The sequence below is a fragment of the Streptomyces sp. NPDC002680 genome (assembly GCF_042889145.1).
In the GTDB taxonomy this organism is placed as follows: domain Bacteria; phylum Actinomycetota; class Actinomycetes; order Streptomycetales; family Streptomycetaceae; genus Streptomyces; species Streptomyces adonidis.
The window spans coordinates 411,301-433,635 of the sequence record NZ_JBIAQP010000006.1 but is presented as its reverse complement, the minus strand read 5'-3'; the positions used below and the strand labels follow the sequence as shown (position 1 = coordinate 433,635).

The following is a 22,335-nucleotide window of genomic DNA, read 5'->3' as shown; positions in this document are numbered from 1 at the left end:
GGCTTGCTCGGCGCTTGGCGTGGCGGCGCTGGGGTGTAGGGGTCTGTCCGGGGGTTCGGGTCGCGGATGCGAGGCTGCCCCGCTGGTCGGCGGGGCTGCCGTCGGTTTCCCGCTCGCCCCGCGCTCGATCTGGCTCACGCGGGGACCGGCGGCGTCGTGCTGCGCGCAGCGCGAGCGGCTGATGTCGGCATCTCGGTTTCCTCGCAGTTCGACGCCTCCGAACCGTTCACCGGCCCCCCCCGGGTGCGCTCCGCCCCGGCGCGGAGCGCGACGCAGTCGCCGGGTGATTGTCAGTGGCATTGGCTACGGTGCGTTGCATGCCGGAAGCCGAAGACGTACGCCGTATCTCCCTCTCCCTGCCGGACACCACGGAGAAGATCGCCTGGGGCATGCCCACGTTCCGGGTAGCGGGGAAGATGTTCGCCACGCTGCCCGAGGACGAGACCTCCATCGCCGTGCGCTGCCCGAAGGAGGAGCGCGACGAACTGGTCCTGGCCGAGCCGGAGAAGTTCTGGATCGCCGACCACGAAGCGGGCTTCGCCTGGGTCAGAGTGCGTCTGTCCGCCCTGGAGGACGAGGACGAGCTGCGTGACATCCTCGCCGACTCCTGGCGGCAGGCGGCCCCGCCCCGACTGGTCGACGCCTACCCGGAGTTGGGGCCGCCGGGTGCCGACTGAACCCGAACGGCGCGCTCAGGTTCGTACGGAGGAGACGCGCCCGGCCCCCACGAACTCCCGGATCCGCTCTCGGAGCGTCCGTGCGTCGAGCCCGTGCGCGGCGATGTGCTCGTCGACGTCCCCGTACCTGCGGAGTTCGCGGCGGCCCACGCCCAGGCCCAGCACCCGGTGGGGCACATCGGCGAGCGCGTCGTTCACGACGGCCGTCGACGTGCCCGCGAGATACGGCTCGACAAGGACGACGTCGGTGCCCGCCGCCTCCGTGGCCCGGCGCAGCGCGGCCGTGTCGAAGGGCCGTACGGTCGTCGCGTACAGGACGGTGACGTCGAGCCCTTCCGTGGCGGCCAGCACCGCGTCGAGCATCGTCCCGACGGCGATCACGACACCGGAGCGGCCCTCGCGAAGGGTGAGGAACCGGGCGCCGTCGACCGCGAGCCCCTCGGCGTTGGACTGCGTCGACAGCCGTACGTACACCTTGTCGTCGCCCGCGCCGACCGCGTGCCGCAGCAGTGTCTCCGCCTCGTCGGGGTGCCCCGGCACATGGACGGTCCAGCCGTCCAGGGTGTCGAGCAGGGCCACGTCACCGGGGGCCATGTGGGTGAAGCCGCCGGCGGGCCAGTCGAAGGAGGCGGCGGCGCTGACGAGTACGGCGCCGACGTCCTGGTGCCCGAGATCCAGCTTGACCTGCTCGAAGGGCCGCTCGACGAGGAAGCTCGCGAAGGTGTGCACGACGGGGCGCATACCGGTGAGCGCCAGGCCCGCGCCCGCGGCCACGAGCAGCTGCTCACGGATGCCGACGTTGATCACCCGGTCGGGATGCCGGACCTGCGTCTCCGTGAACCCGTCCGCTCCGATCTCGGCGAGTACGACGGCGACGCGCGGGTCCTCGTCGAGCAGCTGGGAGAGGACGGGGGCGAAGCGGTCACGCATGGTGTCCATGGGGGAACAGTTCCTTTCGGGTTGGTTGGACCGGCAGCCGTACGTTCAGTCGGTCTTCGGTTCGACCCGAGCCACGACCATGTGCGGGCGGCCGGGATGCGGTGCCGTGAAGGCGCTGTGCAGGGCCTCGTGGTCACGGCCGTCGACCGTTGCCGTGGACCAGCCCGCTGCCGCGAAGCGGGCGGCGATACCGCCGGGCCGTGCATGGCGGGCGGAGGAGTTGTCGACGACGACGGTGTGCAGACGGTCGAGACCGGCGGGACCGGCGAAGGCGATCGCCTCGTGGTTGCTGCCCTCGTCCAGTTCGGCGTCACCGGTCAGCACCCACACCGCCGGCCCGTCGAGCCCCTGGGCGCGCAGCCCCAGCGCCGTACCGACGGCGATCGGCAGACCGTGCCCGAGCGAGCCGCTGCCGATCTCGGCCCCCGGCACCAGCACCCGGTCGGGGTGGTGGCCGAGCGGCGAGTCGTACGAGCCGAAGCCCGGCAGCCAGTCCACGGGCAGAAAGCCCTTGGCGGCGAGTACCGCGTAGTACGCCATGGGCCCGTGCCCCTTGGACAGCAGGAACCGGTCCCGCCCGGGGTCCGACATCTGCTCCGGGCCGACCCGCAGGACCCGGTCATAGAGCACCCAGAGCACGTCCAGCGTGGAGGTCGCCGCCGGCCCGTGCTTCTCGTCGCCGGTCATCAGCCCCATGAGCCCGGGCAGCTCGGCGTATGCGTATGTGCGGCCGCGAGCCGCTGTGATCGTCATGCGGTCGATCGTGCGACCTCGACCAAACTTGAGGTCAAGGCCCCGCGGCGTGAATACCAGCGCGGACAAAGGAGTGCGCGACCACCGACCCGAGTGCGGTATTGTTTCCATGCGCGTTCGGCCAGGGGAAATCCCAGGTCAGACGGCACCGGGACGTGGCGCAGCTTGGTAGCGCACTTGACTGGGGGTCAAGGGGTCGCAGGTTCAAATCCTGTCGTCCCGACGGTGCTCGACGAAGGGTCTTCACAGGCGAGAGCCTGTGGGGGCCCTTTTGGTATGGGCGCGTTCACTCGGTCACCCATGTGAGGCCGTCCTCCGAGGCCAGCAGGCCGCCGGGGTGCAGCGGGGTCTCCTTCTCCAGCGGGCCGCCGAAGACACCCCGTTCCTGGAGGATCGTGCCCTCCTGGAAGACCTGGCGGATCGAGGCGGACTCGAAGAGCGGATTGCGCAGGCCGTCGGAGTCCGGGAGCCGGCCGACCGCGTGGTCGAGTTCCGAGGCGGTGGCCGTCAGCCGGGCATCCGCCTGCCCGGGCCCGGCGAGGGACGTGTCGCCGGAGGCCAGTCCGCCCACCAGCTCGACGAACGCCTCCATTTCCGTCGCGTCGACGTGGGTGACCTTGCGGGCCTTCCAGAAGTACGACCTCTCGTCCTGGTGCATGTCGTAGAAGGAGACCAGGAACTCGTGGAACAGGCCGTATTCGTGCCGGTAGCGTGCCTCGAACTCGTGGAAGAGGCGGCCCTCGTCGAGAGTTCCGGCCAGGCCGCTGTTGATGGAGCGGGCCGCGAGCAGGGCCCCGTACGTGGCGAGGTGCACTCCGGAGGACAGCACCGGGTCGACGAAGCACGCCGCGTCGCCGACCAGCACCATGCCGGGCCGCCACAGCTGTGACTTCCAGTACGACCAGTCCTTGCGGACCCGCACCTGGTCGTACGGCGCCTCGGTGGCCTGCGGCACCCCGTGCAGGAGGTCCCGGACCTCTGGGCAGGAGTCGATCAGCCCACGCCAGGCCGTCACCGGGTCCCGCTGGATCGCGGCGGCGTTGTCCCGGCCGACCACCGCGCCGACGCTGGTGAGGTCGTCGCGGAGCGGGATGTACCAGAGCCAGCCCTCATCGAAGGCGGCGCAGAAGATGTTGCCGTCGTTCGGCTTCGGGAGCCGCTTGCCGCCGGCGAAGTAGCCGAACACCGCGATGTTCCGGAAGAAGTCGGAGTACGTCCGCCTGCCGCCGACCTCGCCGTGGATCCGGCTGCCGTTGCCGGACGCGTCCACGACGTAACGGGCCCGGGCCTCGCGGATCTCCCCGGCGGGGCCCGTCCAGCCGACGCCCCTGACGCGCTCCTCGTCGCCGAGCACGCCCCTGACCCGGCAGCCCTCCCGAACGTCGACGCCGACCCGGCGGGCATTGTCCAGCAGGATCGCGTCGAACCGGGACCGCTCGACCTGGTAGGCGAACGAGGTCGGGTCGGCCAGTCGCGGGGAAAGGGCGAAGGAGAACTGCCACGGGTCCGGGTTCCGGCCCCAGCGGAAGGTCCCGCCGCGCTTCGTCTTGAAGCCGGCCCGCGCGACCTCCTCCTCGACGCCCAGGATGCGGCACACCCCGTGCACGGTGGAGGGGAGCAGCGACTCGCCGATCTGGTACCGGGGAAACGTCTGCTGCTCCAGCAGGAGGACACGGTGGCCTCGCAGGGCGACGGCCGTGGCGGCGGTCGACCCGGCCGGGCCGCCGCCCACGACGATCACGTCGAACTCCTCGGTCTCCGCAGTCTCGTGGTCGGTGTTCACCGCTCTCCTTCTGTTTCTGTTTCTGTGGTCGGCGACGACGGGACGTCCGTGTGGCCTAGGGAATCGATCCAGGTGCGGATGGCCGCCGCCGTGGTCCGGGTGTGTTCCCGCATGAACGAGAAGTGGTCGCCGGGGACGTCGGCCCGGGTGTGCGGCAGCGGCCAGGAGGTGCGCCACTCGTCCGGGGCCGCGCCCGCCGCCATCGCGGGCGTCGGCCGGGTGGCCCGGACCAGCAGGGTCGGGGTGTCGACCGGCTCCGGTTCCCAGTCCAGGAACATCCGGGTGTACGCGCCCAGCGCGGCCACCCCGGTGTCCTCGTCCCCCGTGAACTGGTTTCCGCCCAGGCGCGGCGCGATCACGGCGGGCAGGGACAGCAGCCAGTCCTTGTCGCTGTTGCCGTCGTTGATGAGGTACGTGTCGAGCAGCACCTGTCCGACGGGCGGGCTCCCCAGGGCTTCGAGCCGCCGGGTCACCGCATGGGCGACCGCGCCTCCGGTGCTCACGCCGACGATCACGAAGGGCCGGTCGCCGACGTGCCGCAGCACCGTCTCCGCGTGTGTCCGGGCGAGCGTGTCCCGGTCGGCCGGCACGGCACGGCCCGCCCCGATGCCGGGGTGCGGGAGTTCGAGGACGTCCAGTTCGCCCTGGAAGTCGGCGTGGAATCCGGCGAATTCACCACCGGGGGCGGCGAAGGGCGGGTGGAAGCCGTTGAGGAAGACGAGTACTGGCCCCGCTTGGGAACCGTCGGCGCGCCGCAGCGGGGGCAGGGCGTGCTCCCGGCCGGCGTCCGGGCCGAAGGTCGGCAGCGCCCAGGAGGCCGTGACCAGCATGTGCATCGCCGCGACCACCTGCCCGGCCTCACAGACCCGCCGGTAGAGCGAGGAGAGCGTCTGCGCGGGCCGGTCGTCCACGGGCGCGCGTTCCGGCTCCGGTGCGATGTCGGGCAGGTCGTCCAGCAGACCGAGTACGTGGTGGGCCAGACCCTGGGCCGTCGGGTGTTCGAACACCACGGCGGCGGACAGGCGCAGCCGCAGGGCCATGCTCAGCCGGTTGCGGACCTGGACCGCCATCAGGGAGTCGAAGCCCAGCTCGGCGAAGGACTTGCCGGCCGGCAGCGCGTCGGCGTCCGGGTAGCCGAGGACCGTGGCCACGTCGGCGCGCATCAACTCCGCGAGGGCGTCCGCCCGTTGGGCGGTGGGCAGCCCGGCCAGCACCTTGCGCCAGGCGCCCGGCTCCCAGAGCTGCTCCGTACCGGGCGAGGAGCCGGTACCGGCGCCGTCCCCGGTCCTGGAACCGGTCCCGGCGGCCGGCCTGCGGGGCGGCACGAGTCCGCGCAGCAGTGGTGGCAGGGGTCCCCGGGCGGACCTGAGTGCCCCCCGGTCCAGCAGGACCGGCGCCAGTACGGGCTCGCCCGCGCGCAGCGCCGCGTCGAAGAGGGCGAGGCCCTGCTCGACCGAGAGCGCCCGGAGCACCTCACCGGCCGACCGGTGCGGGACCCCTGCGTCCCGATCAGGCCCATCAGCCCTACCGACCCCATCAGCCCCACCGGCCATGCCGGCCCCGTGGTCCCAAGGTCCCCAGGCCAAGGACACGGCGGGCAGCCCCAGTTGGGAACGGTGCCGGGCCAGGGCGTCCAGGAAGACGTTCGCCGCCGCGTAGTTGCCCTGGCCGGCGCGGCCCAGCAGGCCGGACACCGAGGAGAACAGGACGAACGCCGACAGGTCCAGGTCCCGGGTCAGTTCGTGCAGATGCCAGGCCGCGTCCACCTTCGGCCGCAGTACGGCCGCCATCCGCCCGGGCGTCAGCGCGGCGAGGACACCGTCGTCCAGCACCCCTGCCGCATGCACCACGGCGGTCAGCGCCGGCGAGCACTCCTTGATCACCTCGGCCAGCGCGGCACGGTCGCCCGCGTCGCAGGCCACGATCCGCACTTCGGCGCCCAACTTCGCCAGTGTGGCGCGCAGTTGCTCGGCGTTCGGTGCCTGGGGCCCCTGCCGACCCGTGAGCAACAGGTGTCGTACGCCGTGGGCGGTCACGAGATGGCGGGCGACCTCCGCACCGAGCGCGCCGGTACCTCCGGTGATCAGGACCGTGCCGTCCGGCCCGAAGTCACCGCCCTCGGCGGAGAGTTCACCGGCGGCGACCAGGCGAGGCACCGTCAAGTGCCCGTTCCGCACGGAGAGTTGGCTCTCGTCGCCGGCGACCGCAGCGGGGAGCAGTCGCAGCGATTCCGGCCGCCCGTCCACGTCGACGAGGACGACCCGTCCGGGCAGCTCCGCCTGTGCGGCACGCACCAGCCCCCACACGGCGGCCCCGGCCGGATCCGGCTCGGGCGCGGTCGCGTTCCGCGTCACCACGAGCAGCCGGGAGCCCGCTGTCCGAGGGTCGTCCTGCCAGTCCTGGAGGGTGCGGAGCACCCTGCCGGTCAGCCGGTGTACGGCGGGCAGCGGATCGGCGTCCGCCCCCGGACCGTCGTCGACGGCCGCGACGACGACGGTGTCCGGTTCGGGGGCGTCGGTTCCCACGACGTCGGGGAGCACCCCGCGCAGGTCCAGCTCGTCCGGGCCGACCAGCGCCCAGCGCCCGCCGGTCACGGGCCGCAGGCCGGCCTCCGGCTCCTCGACGGCGGTCCACTCGGGGCGCAACAGGGCCCGGAGCACGACATCGGCCGTCGATTCGGCCGTCTCGGCGGGGAGTTCACGCGTGGTCATGGAGTCCACGCGCGCCACCGGGAGTCCCGACGGGTCGGTCAGAGTGACCGTGACCGAGTCCGTCCCGCTCGGGGCGATCCGTACGTGTACCTCCGACGCGCCTGTCGCGTACAGGCGTACGCCGTTCCACGCGAACGGCACCCGGACGTTGCCGGAGTCGGATGCCGCGCCCGTGAGGAGCGGGGCGTGCAGGGCCGCGTCCAGCAGCGCCGGATGGATCCCGAACCGGTCGGCGTGCCCCGACTCCGCCTCGGGCAGGCGGACGTCCGCGAACATCTCGTCGCCGCGCCGCCAGACCGCCCGTACGCCCCGGAATGCCGGGCCGTAGGAGAGGCCGACCTCAGCGAGGCCGGCGTACGCGTCGGTGAGGTCGACCTGGGTCGCGTCCTGCGGCGGCCACACCGCCGGTTCCGCCTCCGGACGGGTGGTTTCCGGGCGGCCGAGGAGGCCTGTGGCGTGCCGGGTCCAGTCGGGCTCGGAGTCGTCCGTGGCGGGCCGGGCGTAGACGTCGACCGGGTGCCGGCCGGAATCGTCCGCCGGGCCCACGACGACCTGGACGTGAACGCCCGTGCCCGCGCCCAGGAGCAGCGGGGCCAGGACCACGAGTTCGTCGAGCGTGCCGAAGCCGACCTCGTCGCCCGCCCGTACGGCCATCTCCACGAACCCCGTCGCGGGGACCAGGACCGTTCCGCCGATCACATGGTCGGCGAGCCACGGGTGGGTGGTGGTGGAGAGCAGGCCGGAGAACACCGTCCGGCCGGTGTCCGGCACGGTGAACGCCGGTCCCAGCAGCGGGTGTTCGTGCGGGTCTTTGGCGAGGGTGGGGGTGGTTGGCGCGTCCAGCCAGTATCGCTGCCGCTGGAAGGCGTACGTCGGCAGCTCGTCCACGTGCCGTGCACCGCTGCCCGCGAACACGGCGGGCCAGTCGACGCGCGTTCCGCGCACATGGAGGCGGGCCACGGCGGCCAGTAGGCTCTTCGGTTCCGGATCGCCGGCGCGGGTGGCGGCGGCGCACACGGGGGCGGGGCCCTCGCCGTCCGGGCCGGTCAGACAGTCCTGGGCGGTGGCGGTGAGCGTCTGCCCCGGGCCGATCTCCAGGAACGCCGACACTCCGTTGTCCCCGAGCCACCGCAGGGCGTCGGCGAATCGCACGGGCAGACGGGCGTGCCGTACCCAGTACTCCGGCGAACACAGTTCCCCGGTTTCGGCCGGGCGGCCCGACACGGCCGAGACGACCGGGATGCGCGGCGGCCGGAACGTCAGCCCCTCGGCGACCCGGCGGAAGTCGTCGAGCATCGGCTCCACGAGCGGCGAGTGGAAGGCGTGGCCGACCCGCAGCCGGACGGTCCTGCGACCTCGCGCCTCAAACCCGGCCGCCACGGCCAGCACCGCGTCCTCCGCTCCCGAAATCACCACCGCACGCGGTCCGTTGACCGAGGCGATCGCCACCTGGCCGTCAAATGTGGGGAGTTCGGCCAGGACTTCCTCCTCCGTCGCGTGCAGCGCCACCATCGCTCCGCCGCTCGGCAGGGCGTGCATCAACTGGCCCCGGGCCGCGACGAGTTCGGCTGCGTCGGCCAGGTTCAGTACTCCGGCGACATGGGCCGCGGCCAGTTCCCCCACGGAGTGCCCGACCAGGAAGTCGGGGCGTACTCCCCAGGACTCCAGCAGCCGGAACAGCGCCACCTCGAAGGCGAACAGACCGGCCTGGGTGAAGTCCGTACGGTCGAGCAGGGCGGCCTCCGGCGTACCCGGCTCCGCGGACAGCACCACGTCGAGAGGGTGGTGCAGACGGCCGTCCATTGCTCGGCAGACCTCCTCGAACGCCGAGTCGAAGGCGGGGAAGGCGGCACGCAACTCCGCGCCCATACGGGCACGTTGAGCGCCCTGGCCGGTGAACAGGAAGGCCGTACGGACGCCGGGGTCGGCGACGGCACGATCAGCGCCCCTCCCGTCGGCGAGCGCCTCCAGCGCGGTCAGCATCCGCGCCCGGTCGTCGGCCGGAACCATCGCCCGGTGGGCGAGCGGGGACCTCGACACGGCCAGGGAGACGCCGACGGCGGTGGGCGAGAGGTGGGGCCGGGCCGCCACGTGGGCGGCGACACGGCGGGCCTGGGAGCGCAGGGCGGCCTCGTCGGCGCCGGAGAGCAGCCAGGGCACCGGGAGCCGCGTGGCGCCCGGTGCGGCGTGGGGCGGCGGGGTCTTGGTCTTGCCGAGGGGTGGCGGGGCCGTGCCCAAGGTCGGCTGGGTCGTCTCCGAGGTCGGCTGGGCTGTGCCCAAGGTCGATTGGGCCGTGCCCGAGGTCGGCTGGGCCTCGTCCAGGTTCGGCAGAGCATCCTTCTCGGTCTGAGGGGCCTCTCCTGGGGTCGGCCGGGCCTCGTCCACGACCGGCGGGGCCTCCTCCAGGATCACGTGGGCGTTGGTCCCGCTGATGCCGAAGGCGGACACGCCGGCCCGGCGCGGCCGGGAGTCCGTCACCGGCCAGGGGCGGGACTCGGCCAGCAGTTCGACCCGGCCCGCCGACCAGTCGACGTGCGGGCTGGGTTCCCCCGCGTACAGCGAGCGCGGGAGCCGCTCGTGCCGCATGGCCTGCACCATCTTGATGACCCCGGCGACACCGGCGGCGGCCTGGGTGTGCCCCAGGTTGGACTTGACCGAGCCCAGCCACAGCGGTGGCCGGTCCCCGGCCCGCCCCTGGCCGTAGGTGGCCAGCAGGGCGCTCGCCTCGACGGGGTCGCCCAGCGTGGTGCCCGTGCCGTGCGCCTCCACCGCGTCCACGTCGTCCGCGCCGAGCCCGGCGTCCGTCAACGCCCGTGCGATCAGGCGTTGTTGGGCCTGGCCGTTCGGTGCCGTCAGGCCGTTGGACGCGCCGTCGGAGTTGACGGCGGAACCGCGCAGCACGGCCAGGACGGGGTGGCCGTTGCGGCGGGCGTCGGACAGCCGCTCCAGCAGCACAAGGCCCGCGCCCTCGCCCCAGGCGGTGCCGTCCGCCGAGGCCGAGAACGACTTGCAGCGGCCGTCGGGCGACAGAGCGCGCTGTCGGCTGAAAGCTGTGAAGGCTTTGGGCGTCGCCATCACGGTGACCCCGCCGGCCAGGGCCAGCGAGCACTCGCCGGAGCGCAGCGCCCGCGCCGCCCAGTGCAGGGCGACCAGCGAGGACGAGCACGCGGTGTCGAGGGTGATCGACGGCCCGCGCAGGCCGTACACGTACGAGATCCGGCCGGAGGCCACGCTGCCCGCCGAGCCCAGGGCCAGATGGGCCTCCAGGTCGTGCCTGTCCAGGCGCGCGGAGTAGTCCCCGTGCATCACGCCGACGAACACACCCGTGTCGCTCTCGCGCAGCGTCGCCTGTGCGATGCCCGCCCGCTCCCACACCTCCCACGAGGTCTCCAGCAGCAGCCGTTGCTGCGGGTCCATGGCCAGTGCCTCGCGCGGTGAGATCCCGAACAGGCCCGCGTCGAACTCGGCGGCCCGGTGCAGGAATCCGCCGCTGCGGGTGTACGACGTGCCGACCCGGTCCGGGTCCGGGTCGTACAGGGCAGCCAGGTCCCAGCCCCGGTCGATGGGGAAGTCCGAGACCGCGTCCCGGCCCGCCGCCACCAGGTCCCACAGATCCTCGGGGGAGTACACGTCCCCGGGGTAACGGCAGCCCATGGCGACGATCACCACGGGGTCGTCCGCTTCCGTCGCGGAGCCGAGGTGCGGCACGGGTGCGGGCGCCGGAGCGAAGAGGATGTCGTGCACGTGCCGGGTCAGGGCGTCCGGCGTGGGATGGTCGAAGACCAGCGTCGACGGGAGCCGCAGCCCGGTCGCCTCGCCGAGCCGCTCGATCAGCGTGACGGCACCCTCGGACGTCAGCCCGAGATCGGTGAACGGGCGGTCGACGTCGAGCCGTTCGTGCGGACCGTCGGGGTTGGGCTCGTCGTCCGGACCGTCGGCGTCGGGCCGATCGCTCGGTCCGTCGGCGTCGAGTCCTTCGTATCCTTCGTACGAGCCGTCGCCGCACACCGCGGACGTCTCCGCGAGTACCGCCTCGCGCAGGGCGCGTTCCCTCCCCTCCGGCGGGAGAGCGAGCAGGCGTCGGCGCAGGGCACCGTCGGTCGCCGTGGGGGAGGCGGGGCGGGCCTCGGGTACCGGTCGGGCCAGGTCCGGCAGGACCGCGTGGCGGGTGATCTTGCCGGACGCCGTACGCGGGACGGCCGCGATCTCGTGGATCTCGACGGGCAGCTTGTACGCGGCCAGCCGCTCCCGGCACGCGGCCAGTATCCGCCTCGGGTCGAACCCGTCCGGTCCTGGAACGACGTACGCCACCGGGACCTCGCCGAGGACGTCGTGCGGCCTACCCACCACCACGGCGTCCCGCACGCCGGGACAGAGCAGCAGGGCCTGTTCGATCTCGGTGGGGTGGATGTTCTCCCCGCCCCGGATGATCAGTTCGCTGACCCGGCCGGTGAGGGTGAGATGCCCGTGCGGGCCACGTTGCCCCAGGTCACCGGTGCGGTACCAGCCGTCCCGCAGCGCGGCCGCCGTCGCCTCGGGCTGATGGTGATAGCCGGTCATCAGACTCGGCCCACGCGCCCAGATCTCGCCCTCGTCGCCGTCCTCGACATCGTTGCCGGAGCCCGGATCGACCAGCCGTACGTCCATCCCCGGGACCGGCGGCCCGCAGGACCCGTCGACCCTCGGCCCGTCCGGCCGGTTCACCGCGATCATCCCGCAGGTCTCGGTACTGCCGTACGCGTCGAGCAGCGGCGCCCCCAGCAGGTTCTCCACCGCCTGTCGCAGGGCCGGCGCACTCGGGGCGCCCGCCACGACGCACGTCCGCAGAGCAGGCACTGGTGAGGTGTCCTCGGCCGCCGACGCGACCAGTTGGTGGTACACGGCGGGCACCCCGGCCAGGACGGTGTAGGAGCCGCCGAGGGACGCGCGAGGTGTGCGCAGCTCCCTCAACAGGCCGCCGGGAGACAGCAGTTCGCCGGTGATGCGCGCGCTCGCGCCGACGGCGGTGACCCCCAGGATCGCCAGCGAGTGCCCGAAGCTGTGGAACAGCGGGAGCGGCCAGAGCAGCCGGTCCTCGGGGGAGAGCCCGAAGATCGGCCCGTAGCAGGCCGCCACCGACCACAGGGCCGCACGCTGCGTGGACAGCACGCCCTTGGGCCGATGGGTGGTGCCGGAGGTGTAGAGCATCCAGGCCGGCTCGTCGAGCCCGAGATCGTCGCGGGGCGGCACGGCGGGCTCCGCCCCGGCCACCTCCTCGAAGAGGACCGTTCCGTCGGGGGCGTCCGACGGCACCGGATCCGTGCCGGTGAGCAGGACGCGCGTACGGCCGTGCAGGCCCCCCGCGCGGTTCAGGCGGGCCAGGTGCGCGCGGTCGGTGACGACGACCGAGGCCCCGCTGTCCTCCAGGAAATGGGCCAGTTCGGCGTCCGAGGACCGAGGGTTGAGGGGTACGCCGACCGCTCCCGCCCGGACGCCGGCGAGGACGCTCTCCACCATCTCCACGCGGTTGCCCAGCAGGATCGCGACCCGGTCCCCGCGCCGCACACCCGCCCCCGCGAGATACGCGGCCAGTTGACCGGTGCGCCGCTCCAACTCGGCGTAGGTGACGTCCCGTTCGTCGTCGGCGTACGCCACCCGCGACGGTGACCTCTCGGCGTGCGCCTTCAACAGTTCGGGCAGCGGCCGGATCAGCTCGTCGCGCGTCATGTACCCGCCCCTCCGTCAATCTCCTTGCAGAGCAACGGTATTGAGCGTAGGGCCAGGTCCCCTCGATGATCGAATGTTCCGAAGACCGGCGTTGCGCATTGTTCCGGTGCGTCAGCCGCCGCCATCGAGGTCGTCGCGCCGACGGAGCACCCGTAGCTCCTGCCCGGCGAACTCCATCTCGTACAGCTTGCCCCGTGCGTTCTCGAAGGGGCGGTGGAGGATCATCATCAGCCGGCCGTCGAACGTGTGGAAGAGCATGCCGTGGCCGCTGTCCTCGCGGACCAGCGGTCGGTGCTGCCGCCAAGGCCCCTCGATGCCGCCCGACTTCGACGTGGCGTAGGTCTGCACGTATCCGCCGCTGATCGTCCCGTCCTCGCCGGCCACGTTCTTCTCGTACGTCGACCACAGCATGAGCAGGGAGCCGTCGGGGGCGCGGTGGAGTTGGGGGCCGTCGGTGATGTAGGGCGCGAGCTGATGCGGCCGGCCTGCGGGGATGTCCTCGGTGATCCAGGACGCGTCCGAGGCCTTGAAGAGGAAGACCGGGTCTCCGATCGTGCGGGACAGGTCCGGGGCCAGGCGGATCGCTTCCATCGTTCCGTCGATCGTTTGCAGCCACTCGTGTGCATACACCATCCACGGTTGCCCGGACGGGTCGACGTACAGCGTGCCGTCGAGGGTCATCAGGTTCGCGGGCGGGGTGGGGCGTGCGGGGTCTACGACCGTGAACGGGCCCAGCAGCGACGAGGACACGGCCGTGATCGTGCCGCGCATGTAGGACGGGACCTGGAACGGCGTGCCCCACTGGTTGGGCGGAGGCGGCGGGAGCGGTCTGTCCTCGTTGTGGAGTGTGGTGAACAGGTAGTACCGGCCGCCCCATTCGTGCACCTCCGGCGCCCAGCCGCCGTCGGTCGCCCAGATCCCCTGCTGCTCGGCGGCCAGGAAGACCACGACCGGGCGCGTCCAGTCGCGCAGGTCGGAGCTGCGGTAGACCATCGTGCCGGTGCCGTCCACGCCCGAAACCGACGGGTCGTTGGACGTGTAGAGGTGGTAGGTGCGGGTCTTCTCGTCGGCGACGACGAACGGATCGTGCAGCGGCATGTCGGGCAGCCGCATCGGTTCGGTGTCAGCCATGGCCGAAGAATACGTCGCCCCTGCAAGACCCCCTGTTGGCCGGGTTGTCGGTCAGGTCGTTGGCCAAGTCCGTGGCCGAGAAAAACGCTTGGACTGCCCCGGCGCCGTCGCGGGACACTGCGATGCCCGAAATGCGTAGCGGGCCGCCGTTTCGACACCACAGGATTGGCATGGAATCGCCTGAATCACGCGAGTTCTCGCCTGGCCGGGGCTCGGTGCTCCTCGCACTTCGTTACTACGGACGGGAGTTGGCCCGCCTCAGGCGGCTGACGACACCCGCGATGCTGCTGCCCGCGCTGGGCAACATCGGCATCAACTACATCGCGCCGCTGATCGTCGCGAAGCTCGTCGGCCGGATCGCCGACGAGGACGGGATCACCGTCGGCTCCACGCTGCCGTACGTCCTCGGCTTCGGTGGCGTTCTGCTGCTCTCCGAGGTGCTGTGGCGCGGGGGCCTGCACTGTCTGAACCGCGTCGACGCCCGGGGCATCGAGCATCTCTATGTGATCGGCATGGACGAGCTGTTCGCCAAGGACGCCGCGTTCTTCCACGACAACTTCGCCGGGTCGCTGACCAAACGGGTCCTGAGCTTCGCCTCCCGGTTCGAGGAGTTCGTCGACACGATCACGTTCCAGGTCGTGGGCAGTCTGGTGCCGCTCCTCTTCGGTTCGGTGGTGCTGTGGCGCTATGAACCGCTGCTCGTCGTCGGCCTGTTGGCGATGATCGCGCTGACGGCGGTGTGCGTGGTGCCCCTCATCCGGCGCCGTCAGGCGCTCGTCGACAAGCGTGAGGAGGCCATCGCCCGGGTCTCGGGCCATGTGGCCGACAGCCTGATGAACATGGACACCGTCCGGGCGTTCGCCGCCGAGGAGCGTGAGGCCGCCGAACACCGGTCCCGGGTCGCGGCCTCGCGGCGGCTCATGCTGCGGTCGTGGGACTACGGCAATCTCCGCATCGACACGCTGGTCGCGCCCCTGTCCGTGGCGACCAACGCCCTGGGACTGCTGCTCGCGGTCACCCTCGCCGGAGGCGGGCACGGCGTGGAGGCGGTCGTCGTCGCGTTCACGTACTACACGAACGCGACGCGGATCATGTTCGAGTTCAACCAGATCTACCGTCGGCTCGAAAGCTCGATGACGGAGGCAGCGCAGTTCACCGAGCTGCTGCTGACGTCGCCGACCGTGCTCGACCCGGAGTCGCCCGAGGCCCTGCTGTCCCAGGCTGCCGACGTCCGCTTCGAGAACGTGACCTTCGCCCACGCGGGCGCGGAACCGCTCTTCCAGGGACTCGACCTGGCCGTGCCCAGCGGATCGAGGATCGGGCTCGTCGGCCGTTCCGGCGGCGGCAAGACCACGCTCAGTCGACTGCTGCTGCGTATGACGGACATCGACTCCGGCCGGATCCTGATCGGCGGCCAGGACATCAGCCGACTGCGCCAGACGGATCTGCGCGGCCTGATCGCCTATGTGCCGCAGGACCCGGCGATGTTCCACCGCACTCTGCGGGACAACATCGCGTTCGCCCGCCCGGACGCCACCGACGCCGAGATCCGCCGCGCGGCCGAGGCGGCCCACGTCACGGAGTTCGCCGACGCGCTGCCGGAGGGCTTCGACACCATGGTCGGCGAGCGGGGGGTCAAACTGTCCGGCGGTCAGCGCCAGCGGGTCGCGCTGGCCCGGGCGATCCTGCGCGACGCGCCGATCCTGCTGCTCGACGAGGCCACCAGCGCCCTGGACTCCGAGAGCGAGATCCTCGTCCAGGAGGCGCTGTGGCGGCTCATGGAGGGACGGACGGCGCTCGTCGTGGCGCACCGGCTGAGCACGGTCGCCTCCATGGACCGGCTCGTCGTCCTCGACCGCGGCCGGATCGTCGAGCAGGGCACGCACCAGGAACTCCTCGCGACGGAGGGCGCGTACGCCAAGCTGTGGCAGCACCAGTCGGGCGGCTTCCTCGACGACGAGTCCTTCGACGACCCCGTCGACGACAGCCCCGCGCGGGCCGATCTGCTCTAGACGTGGCATTCGTGGCTGTTAGTGGCCCGGTTCACATGGCGCAAGTCGGGCCGGGCCGACACCATGGGGCGCGTCACCGGCAGGCTGAAGGGATCCATTGATGTTCCGCAAGGTGCTGGTCGCCAACCGTGGTGAGATCGCGATTCGGGCGTTCCGAGCCGGCTATGAGCTGGGCGCGCGGACCGTGGCCGTCTTCCCGCACGAGGACCGCAATTCACTGCACCGGTTGAAGGCCGACGAGGCGTACGAGATCGGCGAGCCGGGACACCCGGTGCGGGCGTACCTCTCCGTGGAGGAGATCGTCCGCGCGGCGCGGCAGGCGGGGGCGGACGCCGTCTACCCGGGCTACGGGTTCCTGTCGGAGAACCCCGATCTTGCGCGGGCCTGCGAGGAGGCCGGCATCACCTTCGTCGGGCCGAGCGCGGACACGCTGGAGCTGACCGGCAACAAGGCCCGTGCGGTGGCCGCCGCCCGCGCGGCCGGCGTACCGGTGCTCGGGTCCTCGGAGCCCTCCTCCGATGTGGACGAACTCGTCCGCGCCGCCGAGGACATCGGCTTCCCGGTCTTCGTCAAGGCCGTCGCCGGTGGTGGCGGGCGCGGTATGCGGCGGGTCGAGGACCCCGCCCAGTTGCGCGAGTCCATTGAGGCCGCGGCGCGCGAGGCGGCCTCCGCGTTCGGCGACTCCACGGTCTTCCTGGAGAAGGCCGTCGTCGAACCCCGTCACATCGAGGTGCAGATCCTCGCCGACGGGGAGGGCAATGTCATCCACCTGTTCGAACGCGACTGTTCGGTGCAGCGCCGCCACCAGAAGGTGATCGAGCTGGCCCCCGCGCCGAACCTCGACCCGGAACTGCGCGACCGGATCTGCGCCGACGCCGTACGGTTCGCCCGGGAGATCGGCTACCGCAACGCCGGCACCGTGGAGTTCCTCCTCGACCGCGAGGGCAACTACCACTTCATCGAGATGAACCCGCGCATCCAGGTCGAACACACGGTCACCGAGGAGGTCACCGACGTCGACCTCGTCCAGTCCCAGCTGCGCATCGCCTCCGGCGAGACGCTCGCCGACCTGGGCCTCTCCCAGGAGACGGTCACCCTTCACGGGGCCGCACTCCAGTGCCGTATCACCACCGAGGACCCGGCCAACGGCTTCCGTCCGGACACCGGCCGGATCAGCGCCTACCGCTCGCCCGGCGGCTCCGGCATCCGGCTGGACGGCGGCACCACCCATGCCGGTACGGAGATCAGCGCGCACTTCGACTCGATGCTGGTCAAACTCACCTGCCGGGGCCGTGACTTCGGAACCGCGATCAGCAGGGCCCGGCGTGCCGTGGCCGAGTTCCGCATCCGTGGCGTGGCCACCAACATCCCGTTCCTTCAGGCTGTGCTCGACGACCCGGACTTCCGGGGCGGCCGGGTCACGACGTCGTTCATCGAGAAGCGCCCGCATCTGCTCACGGCACGTCACTCTGCCGACCGGGGTACGAAGCTGCTCACCTACCTCGCCGACGTCACCGTGAACAAGCCGCACGGCGAACGCCCCGAGCTGAGCGACCCGGTCACCAAGATCCCGGCCCTGCCGAACGCGGAACCGTCCGCCGGCTCCCGGCAGCGGCTCGTCGAACTCGGCCCGGAGGGCTTCGCCCGCTGGCTGCGCGAGTCACCAACCATCGGTGTCACCGACACGACGTTCCGCGACGCCCACCAGTCGCTGCTGGCCACCCGGGTCCGTACGAAGGACATGCTCGCCGTCGCCCCGGTCGTGGCACGCACCCTGCCCGAGCTGCTCTCCCTGGAGTGCTGGGGCGGCGCCACCTACGACGTGGCCCTCCGCTTCCTCGCCGAGGACCCGTGGGAACGCCTGGCCGCACTCCGCGAGGCCGTGCCCAACATCTGCCTCCAGATGCTGCTGCGCGGCCGGAACACCGTGGGCTACACGCCGTACCCGACCGAGGTGACCGACGCCTTCGTGCAGGAGGCCGCGGCCACCGGCATCGACATCTTCCGGATCTTCGACGCGCTGAACGACGTGGGGCAGATGCGGCCCGCCATCGACGCAGTACGGGAGACGGGAACGGCGATCGCCGAGGTCGCCCTCTGCTACACCGCCGACCTGTCCGATCCGTCCGAGCGGCTCTACACCCTCGACTACTACCTCCGGCTCGCCGAACAGATCGTCGAGGCGGGCGCGCACGTCCTGGCCGTCAAGGACATGGCGGGGCTGCTGCGGGCCCCGGCCGCCGCGACCCTCGTAACGGCGCTGCGCCGCGAGTTCGATCTGCCGGTGCATCTGCACACCCACGACACGGCGGGCGGTCAGCTGGCCACCTACCTCGCCGCGATCCAGGCGGGCGTCGACGCGGTCGACGGGGCGGTGGCGTCGATGGCGGGCACCACCTCGCAGCCCTCGCTGTCGGGCATCGTCGCCGCGACCGACTACTCCGAGCGTTCCACCGGGCTGAGCCTCGCCGCCGTGGGTGACCTGGAGCCGTACTGGGAGAGCGTCCGCAAGATCTACGCGCCGTTCGAGGCGGGCCTGGCCGCGCCGACCGGGCGGGTCTACCACCACGAGATCCCCGGCGGGCAGCTCTCCAACCTGCGCACCCAGGCGGTGGCGCTGGGCCTCGGTGACCGCTTCGAGGCGATCGAGGCGATGTACGCCGCCGCCGACCGCATCCTCGGCCGGCTGGTGAAGGTGACGCCTTCGTCGAAGGTGGTCGGCGACCTCGCACTCCACCTGGTGGGCGCAGATGTCTCGCCGAAGGACTTCGAGGCGACGCCGAACAGGTTCGACATCCCCGACTCCGTCATCGGCTTCCTCCGCGGTGAGCTGGGCAACCCGCCCGGCGGCTGGCCGGAGCCGTTCCGCACCAAGGCCCTGGAGGGCCGCGCCGCCCCCAAGCCCGTCCAGGAACTGACCTCGGACGATCGCGAAGGGCTGGTGAAGGAGCGCCGGGCGACACTCAACCGGCTGCTGTTCCCCGGGCCGAACCGCGAGTACGAGACACACCGTCAGACGTACGGCGACACCAGCGTCCTGGACAGCAAGGACTTCTTCTACGGCCTGCGCCCGGGGAAGGAGTACTCCGTCGACCTCGAACCGGGTGTACGGCTGCTCATCGAGCTGGAGGCCGTGGGCGAGGCCGACGAACGCGGTATGCGCACGGTGATGTCCACCCTGAACGGCCAACTGCGGCCGATCCAGGTCCGCGACACCTCGGTCGCCTCCGACATCCCGGCGACGGAGAAGGCCGACCGGGCCAACCCCGGCCATGTCGCGGCGCCGTTCGCCGGGGTCGTGACCCTCGCGGTCGCCGAGGGCGACGAGGTGGCTGCCGGTGCCACGGTGGCGACCATCGAGGCGATGAAGATGGAAGCCGCGGTCACCGCATCGAAGGCCGGGAAGGTGACGCGGCTGGCCATCAACCGGATCCAGCAGGTGGAGGGCGGCGATCTGCTCGTCGAGATCGGCTGAGGCGGGAGCTGTCGGCGCGTCTCAGGACGCCTGTCCGCCGTAGTAGTAGCCCTCGGGGCCGGTGAACACGGCGTACGGGGGAGGCGTGAACATCGGCGGGAACGGCTCAGCCGGTCCCGCCGACGTCTCCGTCCGGGAGCTGTGCAGATGGGCGTAGGTGCCGCCCAGGGCGAGGAGTTCGTCGTGGCGGCCGGACTCGGTGATGCGGCCCCGGTCGATGACGAGGATGCGGTCCGCGTCCGGGGCCAGGTCCAGGTCGTGCGTGATCACGATGGTGGTGCGGCCGGCCATCAGACGGCGCAGCGGTTCGACGATGCGGCGGGAGGCGATCGCGTCGAGGCCGGTCGTGGGCTCGTCGAGGACGAGGACCGGCGCGTCGCGCAGTACGGCACGGGCGATGGCGAGGCGCTGCAACTGGCCGCCGGACAGGCGTGCCGAGTTGGGGTCGACCCGGGTGTCGTACCCGTCGGGGAGCGCGGTGATGAAGTCGTGCGCGTCTGCCGTACGGGCAGCCTCCTCGATGGCCTGGTCGCTGGCGCCGGGCCTGCCGCAGGCGATGTTGGCGCGGACCGTGTCGTGCAGGACCAGGGTCTCCTGGGGCAGCAGGGCGATGTACTCGCGCAGCCGGTCCAGGGGGAAGTCCCTGAGCGGGGTGCCGTCCAGGAGAACGGCCCCTGAGTCGGGGTCGTAGAAGCGCAGCAGGAGCTTGGAGAGGGTGGACTTGCCGGCGCCGCTCGGTCCGGTGACGATCACCAGTTCGCCCGGTCGCACGGTGAAGGACAGTGAGTCGAGCGCCGTGGTGTCGGCGCCCGGGTAGCGGAAGGAGACGTCGCGCACCTCGACGCTGCCGTCGGGGCGCCTGGTCCCGGCGCGCTCGGGCCCGGTGGGGTCGCTGACGGCGGGCCGGGAGTCCAGCACCTCGATGAGGCGTTCGGCGCCGGCTGTGGCGGCCGTGATGACGAGGCCCAGCTGGGCGAGGCTGCGGATCGGCGGATAGAGGTAGCTGAGCAGGGCGGCGAACGCGAGCAGCTGACCGAGCGTCATCTGCCCCTCGGAGATCTCCCACACGCCGATACCGATCACTGCCAGCACACAGACCGTCTCGATGACCTGGACGAGCTGCCCGTACGCCTGGTTGAGGCGGGCCGAACGCACGGAGGCCCGGAACCAGGCCGTCGCCTCCTGCTTCAGCTTGCGCCGCTCCGCGTCCTCGCGGCCGTACGCCTGGGTGAGGACGAGGTTGCCGAGGGACTCCTCCACCACGGAGGTCACCGCGCCGTCGGCGACCCGGCCGTCCCGGGCGACGGACTTGACGCCGGCGGAGAACCTCCGTGCGGCCAGCCAGAACAGCGGGGCGAGCGCGAAGGTCACCGCGGCCAGGTCCCACTGCAGCCAGAACGCGGCCGCCGCGTAGAAGACGGCGCTGAACAGCGCGGACGCGGTGCCGATGAGGCCGGAGACCGCCATCTGCTCGATGGCCTCGATGTCACCGGTCAGCCGGGAGAGCAGATCGCCCTGGCGGTGGCGCTGGAAGAAGTGCGGGGGCAGCTTCTGCACATGGTCGAAGACACGCTCGCGCAGCCGCATCACGAACCGTTCCGACACCCACACGGAGAGGGAACCGCCCGCGTACCCGATGCCCGCGCCCACCACGGCGATGGCGAGCCACTGCGCGGCGGGCGTCCAGAAGGCGTCCAGCGAGCCGTTCTGGAGCGCGTTGTCGGTGAGGTCGCCGAAGAGCAGGATGGCGGACGTCTCGGCGAGCGCGCCGAGCACGGTGCATAGCCAGACGGCCACGAGCCAGCGCCGCAGCCCCTTCGTGAGCGGCCAGAAACGGCGGAAGGCGGTACGGGCGGGGACGGTGGGGGTGACGGACGATTCGTATTCGTCTTCGACGTAGATGCCGTCCGGTTCGTCGTAGATATAGCCCGGATCGCCTCCCGCGTTCTTTTCTAAATTGATCGGGAACCCGTATTCGGACAATTCAATACCCGGTGGGACGCTTCGCGGATGGCTGGTCCCTGAATTGCCCCTGGTTTTGGTCGCACGCATGATTCTCCTGTGCTGCATGACTTTACGGAGAAAGCTCCCGCGGTTTCCGGGACTTTGCCCGATCACCAGGTTTTTCCGGGGAGATCCACAGTCCGCGCACAGTGCCGCGGAGCGGAGGCGGAGCGGAGCGGGAACGCCGGGAGGGCCGGTGGAACACCACCGGCCCTCCCGTGTGAGCAGGCCTTGTGTCAGTTGCCGGCCCGGGGCGGCACGGGCTCGCCGGGTCGCGGGCGCCGACGGCGCGCCTGCTGTGCGTCCTGCGGGGGCTGCGGGAACTGGTTGGCGTTCGGGTTCGTGTTCGCGTTCCGCTGCGGGGTGAGCGGGGCAATAATCCTGAAGCTCATACTGACTCCTTCTGAGTTTCCAGTACTGCACGGGATGATTCCGCGTGGACGAACAGGGGCTCAGGGCTCTCGCCCCGGGCTTTCCCGCCGCCCGATGAAAGAAAACTTAACACGGCCCCGTGCGGTGTTAGTCGAAATCTCAGAATTCAATTGCCATGGGAATGCTGTGAGAACCTTGGTAATTCCTGGGTTTCGATTGTCCGCCCAGCTCAGGACAGGCGGCCGACATGGGCCAGGGCCTGCTTGAGGAGGACTCCCTGGCCGCCCGGCATCTCGTTCTGGACCAGCGGGGAGGAGGCTTCCTCGGGGCTGAACCAGACCAGGTCGAGGGCGTCCTGGCGGGGGCGGCAGTCGCCGGCCACCGGGACGATGTAGGCGAGGGACACCGCGTGCTGGCGCGGGTCGTGGAACGGGGTGACCCCCAGCGTCGGGAAGTACTCCGCGACGGTGAAGGGCTGCGGGGAGGCCGGGACCCGGGGCAGAGCCACCGGGCCGAGGTCCTTCTCCAGGTTGCGCAGGAGGGCGTCGCGCACCCGCTCGTGGTGCAGGACGCGGCCCGACACCAGAGCGCGGCTGACCGTGCCGTCCGAGCCGATGCGCAGGAGCAGGCCGATGCTGGAGACTTCGCCGTTGTCGTCGACGCGCACCGGTACGGCTTCGACGTACAGGATCGGCATCTTCGCGCGAGCCTGTTCGAGCTCGTCGGGTGCCAGCCAGCCGGGCGTGGTTTCGATCATGTCAGACATTGGCTG

Annotated in this window: 11 protein-coding genes and 1 tRNA gene; 4 read left to right on the top strand and 8 right to left on the bottom strand. The window is 71.5% G+C overall.

From position 1 onward, the window contains the following. The first annotated feature begins 317 nt into the window (after window positions 1–317). Complete coding sequence (locus tag ACFYXF_RS18825) at window positions 318–677, top strand: MmcQ/YjbR family DNA-binding protein (RefSeq protein ID WP_389350701.1); 360 nt, start codon at window positions 318–320, stop codon at window positions 675–677. A 15-nt stretch (window positions 678–692) separates the two neighbouring features. On the opposite strand, the gene ACFYXF_RS18820 is transcribed toward ACFYXF_RS18825, so the two are convergent. Continuing rightward, complete coding sequence (locus ACFYXF_RS18820) at window positions 693–1,616, bottom strand: transketolase family protein (RefSeq protein WP_389350700.1); 924 nt, start codon at window positions 1,614–1,616, stop codon at window positions 693–695. A gap of 45 nt (window positions 1,617–1,661) precedes the next feature. After that, window positions 1,662–2,369: a transketolase gene (locus ACFYXF_RS18815; RefSeq protein WP_389350699.1), complete on the bottom strand. Its 708-nt coding sequence runs from the start codon at window positions 2,367–2,369 to the stop codon at window positions 1,662–1,664. Between the two features lie 149 nt (window positions 2,370–2,518). Between ACFYXF_RS18815 and ACFYXF_RS18810 the strand changes: the two genes are divergently transcribed. Next, window positions 2,519–2,592, top strand: a tRNA-Pro gene (locus tag ACFYXF_RS18810). A 63-nt stretch (window positions 2,593–2,655) separates the two neighbouring features. On the opposite strand, the gene ACFYXF_RS18805 is transcribed toward ACFYXF_RS18810, so the two are convergent. From ACFYXF_RS18805 to ACFYXF_RS18795, 3 genes are all read right to left on the bottom strand, one after another. Then, window positions 2,656–4,152, bottom strand: coding sequence for a tryptophan 7-halogenase (locus ACFYXF_RS18805; RefSeq protein WP_389350698.1), 1,497 nt, complete (start codon window positions 4,150–4,152; stop codon window positions 2,656–2,658). Further along, window positions 4,149–12,569: an SDR family NAD(P)-dependent oxidoreductase gene (locus ACFYXF_RS18800; protein ID WP_389350697.1), complete on the bottom strand. Its 8,421-nt coding sequence runs from the start codon at window positions 12,567–12,569 to the stop codon at window positions 4,149–4,151. The genes ACFYXF_RS18805 and ACFYXF_RS18800 overlap by 4 nt, the downstream gene beginning before the upstream one ends. Before the next feature lie 111 nt (window positions 12,570–12,680). Beyond that, window positions 12,681–13,700 (bottom strand): glycoside hydrolase family 43 protein, encoded by a 1,020-nt coding sequence (locus tag ACFYXF_RS18795; protein ID WP_389350696.1) that lies wholly within the window; start codon window positions 13,698–13,700, stop codon window positions 12,681–12,683. Window positions 13,701–13,870: 170 nt separating this feature from the next. Here ACFYXF_RS18795 and ACFYXF_RS18790 point away from each other — a divergent pair, with 170 nt between their 5' ends. Beyond that, window positions 13,871–15,712, top strand: coding sequence for an ABC transporter ATP-binding protein (locus ACFYXF_RS18790; RefSeq protein WP_389350695.1), 1,842 nt, complete (start codon window positions 13,871–13,873; stop codon window positions 15,710–15,712). 100 nt (window positions 15,713–15,812) lie between these two features. After that, window positions 15,813–19,187 (top strand): pyruvate carboxylase, encoded by a 3,375-nt coding sequence (locus ACFYXF_RS18785; RefSeq protein ID WP_389350694.1) that lies wholly within the window; start codon window positions 15,813–15,815, stop codon window positions 19,185–19,187. A gap of 21 nt (window positions 19,188–19,208) precedes the next feature. Here ACFYXF_RS18785 and ACFYXF_RS18780 read toward each other — a convergent pair whose 3' ends face one another. From ACFYXF_RS18780 to ACFYXF_RS18770, 3 genes are all read right to left on the bottom strand, one after another. Then, window positions 19,209–21,089 carry an ABC transporter ATP-binding protein gene (locus ACFYXF_RS18780; RefSeq protein WP_389350767.1) on the bottom strand — a complete coding sequence of 627 codons (1,881 nt, stop codon included), beginning with the start codon at window positions 21,087–21,089 and terminating at the stop codon, window positions 19,209–19,211. 338 nt (window positions 21,090–21,427) lie between these two features. Beyond that, window positions 21,428–21,583 (bottom strand): hypothetical protein, encoded by a 156-nt coding sequence (locus ACFYXF_RS18775; RefSeq protein WP_389350693.1) that lies wholly within the window; start codon window positions 21,581–21,583, stop codon window positions 21,428–21,430. Window positions 21,584–21,792: 209 nt separating this feature from the next. Next, a complete protein-coding gene (locus ACFYXF_RS18770; protein WP_235479796.1) occupies window positions 21,793–22,320 on the bottom strand; it encodes an NUDIX hydrolase family protein in 528 nt (175 codons plus the stop codon). Window positions 22,321–22,335: the final 15 nt, after the last annotated feature.